Origin of the sequence: Undibacterium sp. TC9W, from assembly GCF_049339865.1 — a bacterium.
Classification (GTDB): Bacteria; Pseudomonadota; Gammaproteobacteria; order Burkholderiales; family Burkholderiaceae_D; genus Undibacterium.
The window spans coordinates 153,831-165,154 of sequence record NZ_JBMPPJ010000015.1 but is presented as its reverse complement, the minus strand read 5'-3'; the positions used below and the strand labels follow the sequence as shown (position 1 = coordinate 165,154).

Annotated in this window: 9 protein-coding genes and 2 tRNA genes; 9 read left to right on the top strand and 2 right to left on the bottom strand. The window is 51.6% G+C overall.

Annotated elements, in window-relative coordinates:
• Positions 1-277 precede the first annotated feature (277 nt).
• Together ACO0LN_RS20690 and ACO0LN_RS20685 are read left to right on the top strand one after the other, a co-directional pair.
• A tRNA-Val gene (locus ACO0LN_RS20690) sits at positions 278-353 on the top strand.
• Between the two features lie 32 nt (positions 354-385).
• Positions 386-462: transfer RNA gene (locus ACO0LN_RS20685), tRNA-Asp, on the top strand.
• A 602-nt stretch (positions 463-1,064) separates the two neighbouring features.
• Here the strand turns inward: ACO0LN_RS20685 and ACO0LN_RS20680 are convergent.
• Positions 1,065-1,973 (bottom strand): recombination-associated protein RdgC, encoded by a 909-nt coding sequence (locus ACO0LN_RS20680; RefSeq protein WP_162061312.1) that lies wholly within the window; start codon positions 1,971-1,973, stop codon positions 1,065-1,067.
• 207 nt (positions 1,974-2,180) lie between these two features.
• On the opposite strand from ACO0LN_RS20680, the gene ACO0LN_RS20675 reads away from it, so the two are divergent.
• The 7 genes from ACO0LN_RS20675 to ACO0LN_RS20645 all read left to right on the top strand — a co-directional run bounded on the left by ACO0LN_RS20675 (position 2,181) and on the right by ACO0LN_RS20645 (position 10,311).
• On the top strand, positions 2,181-2,711 hold the full coding sequence (locus tag ACO0LN_RS20675) for a DUF6622 family protein (protein ID WP_422977012.1): 531 nt from the start codon (positions 2,181-2,183) through the stop codon (positions 2,709-2,711).
• A gap of 158 nt (positions 2,712-2,869) precedes the next feature.
• Positions 2,870-4,582 carry an arginine--tRNA ligase gene (gene argS, locus ACO0LN_RS20670; protein WP_422977010.1) on the top strand — a complete coding sequence of 571 codons (1,713 nt, stop codon included), beginning with the start codon at positions 2,870-2,872 and terminating at the stop codon, positions 4,580-4,582.
• Positions 4,583-4,623: 41 nt separating this feature from the next.
• Entirely contained in the window at positions 4,624-5,262 is a 639-nt protein-coding gene (locus tag ACO0LN_RS20665; RefSeq protein WP_422952044.1) for an SPOR domain-containing protein, read from the top strand.
• A gap of 72 nt (positions 5,263-5,334) precedes the next feature.
• Complete coding sequence (locus ACO0LN_RS20660; protein ID WP_422977008.1) at positions 5,335-6,105, top strand: thiol:disulfide interchange protein DsbA/DsbL; 771 nt, start codon at positions 5,335-5,337, stop codon at positions 6,103-6,105.
• A gap of 56 nt (positions 6,106-6,161) precedes the next feature.
• Complete coding sequence (locus ACO0LN_RS20655) at positions 6,162-6,941, top strand: SDR family oxidoreductase (RefSeq protein WP_422977006.1); 780 nt, start codon at positions 6,162-6,164, stop codon at positions 6,939-6,941.
• A gap of 2 nt (positions 6,942-6,943) precedes the next feature.
• Positions 6,944-7,744 carry a helical backbone metal receptor gene (locus ACO0LN_RS20650; protein WP_422977004.1) on the top strand — a complete coding sequence of 267 codons (801 nt, stop codon included), beginning with the start codon at positions 6,944-6,946 and terminating at the stop codon, positions 7,742-7,744.
• Positions 7,745-7,908: 164 nt separating this feature from the next.
• The gene (locus tag ACO0LN_RS20645) at positions 7,909-10,311 is read left to right on the top strand and encodes a TonB-dependent receptor plug domain-containing protein (RefSeq protein ID WP_422977002.1); all 2,403 of its coding nucleotides are present in this window, start codon (positions 7,909-7,911) and stop codon (positions 10,309-10,311) included.
• A 91-nt stretch (positions 10,312-10,402) separates the two neighbouring features.
• Here the strand turns inward: ACO0LN_RS20645 and ACO0LN_RS20640 are convergent, their stop codons facing one another.
• Complete coding sequence (locus ACO0LN_RS20640) at positions 10,403-11,296, bottom strand: DMT family transporter (RefSeq protein ID WP_422977000.1); 894 nt, start codon at positions 11,294-11,296, stop codon at positions 10,403-10,405.
• Between the last annotated feature and the right edge of the window lie 28 nt (positions 11,297-11,324).

Below are 11,324 nucleotides of genomic sequence, written 5' to 3'. Positions count from 1 at the left end.
ATCCCGAACAGGACCGTGAAACGATTACGCGCCAATGATAGTGCTGCAACCAGTGTGAAAGTAGGTTATCGTCAGGCTTTTATTCCGCAGACCCCCGCTCATTTATTTGAGTGGGGGTTTTGCTTTTAAGTGAGAATAGTCGATTTTGTAAGCGGTTTCGCAGATTTTAGTGAAATAGCCAGGAAAAAGACTAGACAAGAAGCATAAAGATGAAGTATAATTTTGCTTCTGTTGATGTGGTGACACACATCAAGTTTATCTGACTAGGCAAGAATATGGGTGCTTAGCTCAGTTGGTAGAGCGGCGCCCTTACAAGGCGTAGGTCGGGAGTTCGAGCCTCTCAGCACCCACCACAGATAAACAGCAAGAACGGTTAAGTAGTTTCGGAGTGGTAGTTCAGTTGGTTAGAATACCGGCCTGTCACGCCGGGGGTCGCGGGTTCGAGCCCCGTCCGCTCCGCCAGTTATAAAGAAAAAAGACAAGCGATGCTTGTCTTTTTTTTCGTCCGCGTTTTCCTGTAATCCAGGCTAGCATCTACCTTGATCCACGAATGCCACTGTAAACACCAGCCCGCTAGCCTCCTGCCTGCGCAGGAGCGACGACATTAAATTTACGGTTGAAATACCTGCATGCGAATACAAGGGCTTGAATTTCCCCAACAATTCATCGATAGCCCTGAGAAGGCTGGCAGCCCGAGGCCCAGGTTATAAGAAAGCTAGCCTCAACCCCGTCGCTTCAGCGCAGGCTGTTGCCCACCGTCGTTGCTTGATATGCCGTGCGGTGAGTAAGCTAGTGGTTCAGCAATGAAGAAACGGTGTACCAGGCACACTTTACTATGGCAAGGAAGCACTGCGACCTGGAAATAAAATAGATCTAAACAACAGAGTAGAGGCTAGAGCATATATCGTTCAATTTCCGTTCACTTGTGTAACGAAGGCTGCTCGTCCTTCCTATCTGCCTCTGCGTTGAGAACTCTTAAAGTGCGTCATTAATGCTGCGCACAAAACAAAACCCCCGCCCAATTACCTGAGCGGGGGTTTTGTAGGGCAAGAAGCGTCAACTCATCAAGCAGCTTGCGCGCTATCCATCTCACCATCCAGCGCAAACACCACATCGCTGAGCAAACTGGCCAGCTCGGCAGTCATCAGCACAAAGTCTGCATCAAAGCGTTCTTCTTCATTACTACCCTTGTCCTTGCTTTCATCAAGCACATCGAGCGGTTTGATGCGCTTGATTGTCAATGTGTCGGTCAGGACAAAGCTGACTTTGTCATCCCAGGTCAGGGCCAGCTTGGTGCATTGTTTGCCAGCGGTAATATGTTTTTGGATATCATCCGGTTCCAGTGTGTAGCGTACATAGCGTACGGTGGCCTTGTCTTCGGTAGAAGACTTCAGTTCAGTATCCTGGTCTATGGTGAAGCCCTTCGGGGCTTCATTGCCGGCCAACCAGCCTGTCATGGCTGCCTGTGGAGAAGTCTTGGTACGCAAACCTTCCAGTGGCAGCTTGTCGCAGCACTTCAGCAAGAGCTTGATGACCTCGTCGGCCTTGGATGGGCTGGAAGCGTCGATGACTAGCCAGCGGTTCACAGGGTCTATCCACACATTGGTATTGCGCTTGACGCCAAAGGCGCGTGGCAGCAATTCTTCAGTGATGCGTTCTTTCAGGTCTTTCATGGCCTTGCGGCCAGGTGCAAAGCCTTGTTCTTCTTCTATTTCCAGCGCTCGGGCCTTGGTGACCTGGTTAATGACACTGGATGGCAGCAGTTTTTTTTCTGTTGCCAGCGAAATCAGGAATTGTTGATTGACGCTATGTACCAGTTGGTCATTATTGCGAGGCGATGCCCAGCCCTGGCTTTGCATCTCGTTCGAGGCGCATTGTGAAAACGCAATGCGTGACAATTGGGCATGCAACTCCTCGGCAGTGATCTTCCAGGGAGTTGTCAGACGAAAAACTTGCAGATTCTTGAACCACATAGCGTATCCAGACGAAGAAAACCTAGCATTCTACACGTCTGCGCTGGGCCACTCACGACCAAAAACACCTCTTTCGCGGCAAGAACCAACGCTTCGTCGCTTTCTGGCATACATAGCAGATCAGCTTTGCAATACTTCTTACATCGCAGCAAAACAAACCGGCGAAATAACGCTAAACCCTACTAAACAGTATTCAAGGAGATCATCATGTTGAACCAAATCATCAGCGGCACACCAATGTATGTATGGGCAATTCTGGGCTTTCTGGCATTTCGCGGCATCAAGGCAAGCGTCGATCGCGAACTGACAGTCAGGGCAGTGGTCATCATTCCCCTGGTCATGCTGGCCTTGTCTGTACAAGGCATACTGTCCGGTTTCGGCGCTGATCCTGTGGTGCTGGCAGCGTGGCTGGTAACCATGACAGCAGGTGCTGTAGTATCCTGGAATATGGTCAGCGACAAAAACGTCCGCATCCTGGCTGACAAGGGTACGGTGTTTTACCGTGGTAGCTGGGGCCCGCTGGTCATGATGATGTCCATCTTTGTCATGAAGTATGTTGTCAATGTGGCTTTGCACGTGAATCCTGCCCTGCACAGCAACATGTTGTTCGCCGTTATCAGCACTGCCTTGTTTGGCCTGTTCAACGGTTTGTTCCTTGGCAAAATGCTGCGTGTCCTGATCATGTACAAACAAGCAATGTCTTCCAGCACAGTATTTACCGGCTCTGCTACGGTTTAAAACGCAATCGGGTGGCAAAAGCAGGAGGATGAGTAGTAATTCGTAACAAGAAGATGCAAGATTCGCTTGCGGCATCTCAGACAGGGGCAGGGTGAGACAGTATAATGTCCCCTGTCCTTATTTTATTTATTGTCAAAATACAATAAAAATTGCGTGCCATGCTAGCTGAACAAAAACAAGAATTACTGAAACTATTCCAGAATGCGGTTGAACCTATCTTGGTCGGTTCCGAGCTCAAGCCCACGATAGCACTGGAGCGCCCGCGTGATCCTTCCCATGGTGATGCAGCTTGCAATATCGCCATGCAGATCGCCAAGCCGCTGCACAAGAATCCGCGCGAACTGGCACAGGCCATCGTTGCAGCAGTAGAAGCACAAGATAGTCCGCTGGTTGCCAGTGTGGAAATCGCTGGTCCTGGCTTTATCAATATCCGTCTTGCTGCTGCGGCCAAGCAGGCAGTGGTCACGACAGTTTTGCAAAAAGGCGCAGAATTCGGCAAAAGCCAGCGTGGTGCTGGCGAAAAAGTGGTGGTTGAATTTGTTTCTGCCAACCCTACTGGCCCTCTGCATGTAGGCCATGGCCGCCAGGGTGCTCTGGGCGATGCTCTGTCTGCCTTGATGGATGCGCAAGGCTACGATGTCAGCCGCGAGTTTTACTATAACGATGCTGGTGTGCAGATCAATAATCTGGCCCTGTCCGTACAGGCGCGTGCCAAGGGTTTTGCGCCCGGCGAAGCTGGCTGGCCAGAGTCTGCCTATAACGGCGACTACATCGCCGATATCGCCAGGGATTTCCTGGCGAAACAAACCGTTTCTGCCGGTGATTGTGCACCTGTCACAGCCAGTGGTGATGTCGATGATATTGAATCCATACGGCATTTCAGCGTGACCTATCTGCGCCGTGAGCAGGATGCAGACTTGCTGGCCTTTGGCGTCAAATTCAATAATTACTATCTTGAGTCTTCGCTGTACAAAGACAACAAGGTCGAGACAACGGTTGCCGCCCTGAAGGCAGCAGGCAAAACCTATGAGCAGGAGGGCGCGCTGTGGCTGCGTACGACTGACTATGGTGACGACAAAGACCGCGTCATGAAAAAGTCAGATGGTACTTACACCTATTTCGTGCCGGATGTGGCCTATCACGTCACCAAATGGGAACGTGGTTACCGCAAGGCCATCAATATCCAGGGCAGTGACCATCATGGCACCATAGCCCGGGTACGTGGCGGCCTGCAGGCTTTGAATGTAGGCATACCGCAAGGCTATCCCGACTACATCCTGCATAAGATGGTTACCGTCATGAAGGATGGTGCCGAGGTCAAGATCTCCAAACGTGCCGGTTCTTATGTGACCGTGCGCGACCTGATCGAATGGTCAGGTGGTGGCGATGAGCAGCGTGGCCGTGATGCCGTGCGCTTTTTCCTGATTTCGCGCAAGGCGGATACAGAATTCGTGTTCGATGTCGATGTCGCTCTGGCACGCTCTGAACAAAACCCGGTATTTTATGTGCAATATGCTCATGCACGGATTTGTCGCATGCTGGAACAATTCTCCACTGACGAAACAGCCTATGCAGCGTTGACTTCCGTTGATTTGTCACCGCTGACAGCACCAAGTGAAGCCAGTTTGCTGACGAAGCTGGCAGAGTACCCAGAGGTTCTGGAAAAAGCACTCGACGAACTGGGCCCGCATCAGGTGGCGTTTTACTTGCGCGAGCTGGCTGGCGAATTGCATAGTTATTATTTTGCCGAAAAAGTCCTGGTTGAAGATGAAGCCATCAAGCTGGCCAGACTGGCACTGGTACTGGCAACCCGTCAGGTCTTGCGCAATGGTCTGGCACTGATCGGTGTTTCAGCACCAACACAAATGTAAATTTATTGCCTCATCTAGCTAACAAAACACGTCGGAGACGCATGAAATCTCAACAGAACGCCCCAAAACAAAAAAATAGCCAGCGCGGCAGTACCCTGACTGGCATCATCATCGGCCTGGTAATCGGTCTGGCTATTGCAGTGGGCGTGGCCATGGTGATTACCAAGTCATCGACGCCATTCACCAATAAAAATGGTAAATCGGACAAGGCAGATATTCCCCTGACGCAGTTGCAGGACCCTAACAAGCCTCTGTATGGCAACAAGGATGCTGCCAAAGAAGCCAATAAGGAACTGACTGCCAGCAAACCGGCAGAAACAGTAGCGCCTCCAGTTAAACCCGTAGAAGTCAAACCGCCAGAAAAAACGGCAGCAGAAAAAGCTGCCGAAAAAGCAGAGAGGGCAGAAGCTGCCGCTGCAGCCAAGGCGGACAATGCTGACGAAAAATATATTTACTTTTTGCAGGTTGGTGCGTTTAAGGAACAGGTGGCAGCAGAAAACAGCCGAGCCAAACTGGCACTGATTGGTTTTGAAGCTCGTATCGTGGAAAAAAACTCAGACGCCGGCACCATGTACCATGTTCGTCTTGGCCCGTATGCGCAACTCGAAACAATGAACCGTACCCGTGCCCGCTTGTCAGAGAATAGTGTGGATGTTGCCGTGGTTCGCACAGTCAAGTAACAGACCAGTAAGTAATCAACGTGCAATGAGCGTGCAATAAGCGTACAAAAAGCGATTAATAAAGGAAACGTGATGCAATTCTTCAGTCAAATCAAACGCCGCATGTTCATGCTGGCTGGCCTGTCTCTCGTGGTTGGTGCCGTCAATGCCAGCCCGACTGCTCCGCAGCCTGGTGTTGAATATCAGGTCTTGAAACGCCCTCAACCTGTTGATAGTGGCAAGAAAATTGAAGTCATTGAATTCTTTGGCTATTTTTGCCCGCATTGCTATGCTCTGGAACCTTTGCTGGCAGAATGGGTGAAGAAGCAGGGCGACAATATCTCCTTCAAGCGCATCCACGTGAATTTCCATGATCTGGTGCCACAGCAAAAACTCTACTTCACCATGGAAGCCATGGGCAAGGCCGATGAATACCACATGAAAGCTTTCAACGCTTTCCATGTTGATCGCAACCGTTTGCAAACAGATGCCAACATCATGGAATTCGTTGCCAAGTCCGGCCTGGACAAGCAAAAATTTTCCGATATCTACAATTCTTTCTCTATCACCAGCAAGCTCAGCCGTGCCACCCAACTGGCAAATGCCTACCAGATTGACGGTGTACCGTCGATTGCCATTGATGGCCGCTTTGTGACTTCACCTGTGCTGGCCGTCTCGACCATGACCAGGGTGACAGAAGACATACAGAACCACGCAGTCATACAGGTGCTCGATAGTCTGATCGCCAAGATACAAAAAGAGAAGAGTGGCGCACCAGCCGCGGCACCTACTGCAGCCTCAGCCAGCTCTGCAACTTCGGCCAGTTCAGCGGCTTCAGCCAAGGCAGCAGCCAAAAAGAAATAAGTAGTAATAGAGTTATAGATAGTCCGCCATCCCGGCGGACTTTTTCATTGGATATCATGAAAACAGTCTTCATCACTGGTGCATCTTCTGGCATAGGTGCCGCGCTTGCCAGAGCGTATGCTGAGCAAGGCGTTACCCTGGGCTTGCTGGCACGCCGCCAGGAAGTGCTGGAAGAACTGCGGCAGAGCCTGCCTAATCCTGGCCAGCATCATATCTATGCGGTGGATGTCACCGATCATGAGGCCCTGGCAAAGGCTGCCAATGATTTCATGCAAGCCGTTGGGCAAGTCAATATCGTCATCGCCAATGCCGGTATTTCAGTTGGCACGCTCAGCGAATATGCAGGTGACATCAAGGTGTTTGACAGCGTACTGCAAACCAATTTGATGGCAACGGTGGCGACTTTTTCACCTTTCATCAATGCCATGAAAACTTATGCGCATAATGTTGATTGCCGTCTGGTCGGGATAGGCAGCGTCGCTGGCATACGTGGCTTGCCGGGGGCGGGTGCGTATTGCGCATCCAAGGCAGCGGTCATCAGTTATTGCGAATCGCTGCGGGTAGAATTACGCGATAGCGGCATACGCGTCGTGACGATTGCGCCGGGCTATATTGATACGCCCATGACCAAGGGTAACCCTTACCCCATGCCTTTCCTGATGCCGGTCAAGGCCTTTTGTGCCTCTGCCCTAAGGACCATTGATGCTGGCAATACTTACCGCGTGATCCCCTGGCAAATGGGCGTGGTCGCCAAGATAATGCGCATCTTGCCGAACTGGCTGTACGACGCAGTCTTTGCCCGGGCACGCCGCAAACCGCGTGCCGACCAGGTGTGAGCATGTTGATTGATGCGCTAGGTACCGTGCATCAGCCCTACGTAGTCAATGCCGGGGCTGCGGCTGAGCCGCGCATCGTCAGCCTGGTGCCTTCCATCACCGAACTGGTTTGCGAACTGGGGCTGTCGCCTTATCTGGTTGGGCGCACCGGTTTTTGCATACATCCGAAATCTGTAGTGCAAACTATCCCCAAGATAGGTGGCACCAAGGATGTGAATATAGAAAAAATCCGCAAGCTGGCGCCTACCCACCTCATCGTCAATATTGATGAAAATGAAAAGCCCACGTTAGAAGCGCTGGCAAAATTCATTCCCCATGTCATCGTCACCCATCCACTGGTGCCACGCGATAATCTGGCCTTATACCAATTGCTGGGCGGCATATTTGGTGCCCAGGAAAGAGCGCAGGAATTGTGTAGTCAGTTTGAAGATGCCTATGCTGCCCTGGACCATGCAACAGCCGACTCCCGGCAAGTTGTGTATTGCATCTGGCAAGACCCGTGGATGACAGTCAGCCGCGACACCTACATCGCCGCCATGCTGGCGTTGATAGGCTGGCAAACCTGGTCGCCACCAAACAGCATTTTGCGTTACCCGGGTTTTCAGTGGGCTAGTGCAATGCAACATTCCATCGACAGGGTTTTGCTTTCTACCGAACCCTACCGCTTTACTGAAAGCCATGTCGATGCGCTGGAGAAGCAACTGGGCCTGCCTGTGCAGCTGGTTGATGGTGAAATGCTGTCATGGTATGGCAGCAGGGCAATTGCTGGTTTGCAATACCTGAAGCAATTGTCTGCGCAATAAGGTTATGCAATTCTGCGTATCCGCCCCAAATTCGAAATACGTCTATACAATTTACACAAAAATGCCACACTGCACAGCACAATAATTGACACTCTAATATCTGGACAACCATACTTCTGGGCATACCAGTTAAGGTTTTCTATATATTCTTGGAGAAGTTTGTTATGAGTAAGATGCGCAAAGCGATTTTACTTGCCCTGTATGGTGCAAGTGCAGCAACTGTTTTCACTCCCGCCATGGTGAGTGCGCAAACTGCTCCCGCAGCGGAAAAAGCCACAGACCCAGCCATACAAACCATGACCATCGTTGGTTCGCGCCGTGCCAATACCAGCGCCACCAATACGCCGCTGCCTGTCGATTTTATTTCGGTATCCAAAGCAGCAGAGCAGGGTGGTCAGTTTGACCTGGCACAGACCTTGGCCAATATTTCGCCTTCCTTCAATTCCACCCGCCAGACCGGTGCTGATGGTGCCGATCTGGTAGATTCTGCCGCCTTGCGTGGACTGGGTTCAGACCAAACTTTGGTGCTGGTGAATGGCAAGCGTCGCCACACGGTATCGCTGGTTAACCTGTTCGGTGCCCGCAACCGTGGCAATACCGGTACGGATTTGAATGCGATACCCGTCATGGCGATCAGCAATGTACAAGTCTTGCGCGATGGTGCGGCCGCCCAGTATGGCTCTGATGCGATTGCCGGTGTCATGGACATCACCCTCAAGAAAAACCTTGGTTGCGAAGCCAGTTTTGGTTATAGCCAGTACTCTGTCGGCGATGGTAAAAACTACCTGCCATCTGCCTACTGCGGTATTGCCCTCGGTGAAAAAGGCGTACTGGGCATCACGGTGGAATATACCGACCGTGGCCGCTCGAATCGTGCTGACCCAGGTAACCCGCGTACTATTGGCGACACCAAGGTCACAGGTCCTACGGTTTATTTGAATGGTGAAGTACCCAACGGCGGCAATGACAAACTGTATTTCACCCTGGGTACACAACAACGCAAGGCTTCTTCTGCCGCGTTTGCCCGCGGTGGCATAGGTTCTGATGACATCCCTTCGCGCAATTCTGCTGCCATGTATCCAAATGGTTTCGTGCCTTACATCAACGGCGACATCAATGATATCTATGGCACCGTAGGTTATAAATGGGATATCGGCGAATGGCGTGCCGACCTGTCGCAGACCTATGGTTTCAATGAACTGAAGTACAACGTCAGCAATACCATCAATGCATCGATTGCCAACAAGGACTTGCTGGCCGGTGGCAAGGGTATCAGCCCTAGTCGTTTTGATGCCGGTGGTTTTTCTTTCTCCCAAGCGACCACCAATCTGGACTTCAGCCGCTTCTTTGATGGTTTCATGAATGGCGTCAACGTTGCCTTCGGTGCTGAATACCGTCGTGAAAACTACAAGATCACTCCCGGTGAGCCAGGTTCATACAATGATGTCGATGGCCTGGGTTTTGGCGGCAATGCCGGTAGCCAGGGTTTCCCCGGCTTCCAGCCTGGTGACCGTACTGACAAAAACAGGAACAGTGTCGCTGCTTATGTTGATGTAGAAACCGATATCACCAAACTCTTCAAGCTGCAGACAGCTGTCCGTGGTGAGCGTTATAGTGACTTTGGTTCAACCCTGACCGGCAAACTGGCAGGCAGTTACAAGGTGTCTGATGATGTCCTGATGCGCGGCTCTATCAGCACAGGCTTCCGCGCGCCATCACTGCAACAAGTGTATTTTTCTTCGACCTTTACCGACTTCATCAGCGGCAAGCCTATGGACGTCGTGCTGGCACCAAATGGCGGCACAGTCGCGAATGCTGCAGGCATCCCCAAACTGAAAGATGAAACGTCGAAAAACTACACATTCGGCCTGACTTTCAAACCGAATAGTGCATTTGCCATGACAGCCGACTTGTACCGCATTGACATCGCTGACCGCATCGTCTTGTCCGGTCGTTTTGATGCTGACAATTACCCAGCTCTGGGTACTACGCTGCAAGCGCTGGGTGTAGGTCAGGCACAGTTTTTTGTGAATTCCATCAATACCAAGACCCAGGGTCTGGATTTGACGGCATCCCATAAAACCAATCTGGGGGCAGGCAAATTATCGACTTATCTGGGTTTGAACTACAGCAAGACGGAAGTCACTAAGGTACAGGCGCCGGCATCCTTGAAAGGCTATGAAGATGTCTTGCTGTCTGAACGTGAGCGCCTGTTCATAGAGCAAGGTGGCCCAAGAATGAAAGCCACTCTGGCCTTCAATTATGAGCAGGGGCCATGGGCAGGCGAGTTCAAGGTCATCCATTACGGTTCACAAACCCTGGGTACTTTCTCAGGCACAGCCGCTGGTGTACCAAATGCCTATTACGAGCCTAAAACCTCGGCTGACGTGGCTTTGACTTATGCCTTCAATGACACCACCAAGCTGACCATAGGCGGCAACAATGTATTCAACGTCAAACCGACTCGTCAGGACCCGAATGAAACCGATAACGGCTTCCACTATGACAGCGTACAGTTTGGCCTGGGTGGTGCTTCTTACTTCCTGAAACTCTGGAAAAAGTTCTGATCCAGATCCCAGCCTGGGCGTAGTCTCGCCCATCAAAAAAACCGGCCTGCATGCAAATGCCAGGCCGGTTTTTTTATCAGGATAGTATGTATCAGGTTTTGTTGGTCAAAGTCACCCCGGCAATAACCAGCAAGCCACCGACTATCATCGAAGGTAAGATAGGTTCACCCAATATCAGCGCACCGAGACTGATACCGAATACCGGCACCAGATTATTGAACACCGCCGTGCGTGCCGGGCCTATGCTTTTCACGCCTTCGTAGTACCAGACAAAACCGATGACTGTGCCAAACGCCCCCAGATATACCAGCGAAGCCAGTACTTGCCAGCTCAGGCGGGCGGGTTCAAAGCGCGGTAATTCCAGTAACGCACCCAGACCCAGCAAGAGCAGGCCCCATAGCGACGCATAAGTGGTGGCTGCAATCGGTGACAGTCCCTTCAGGGCGTGACGCCCTATGATGGTGTAGGCGGCCCAGCCACAAATCGCCACCAGCATGAACAGCTCACCCTTGCCCAGCGATTGCGATAAATCATGCATGGCACTCATCAAGTCACCACGGGTAATCACCACTGCCGCACCGGCAAAGGCCACCATGATGCCCAGCCAGCGTAGTTTGCTGAGCCTTTCTCCAAATAGCAGCGCCAGTGCCAGCGCGGTGACTATCGGGTTCAATGCCACAAACAGGGCAGTGCGCCCGGCGGGCATGTTTTCCAGCGCTGCAAAAAAGCACAGGTTATACGAGAAGATGCCGGTCGCACCGAGTGCAAAGGTCGCATGCATTTGCTGCTTGCTGAGTTTGGGCAAGCCACCTTCGAGACGCCAGGCCAGCAATAACAATAAAACGCAGGCAACAGCAAAACGGATAAAGGCCGCAATCATGTGCGGTATCTCTTTGGCGACCAGGCGTCCGGCAATGAAAGTGCCACCCCAGAACAGGGCGACACAGACAAGTTTCAGATAGGTAGAGACAGGGGCTTTGTTCACGATAATCCAGGCAATGCAAAAGCCAGTT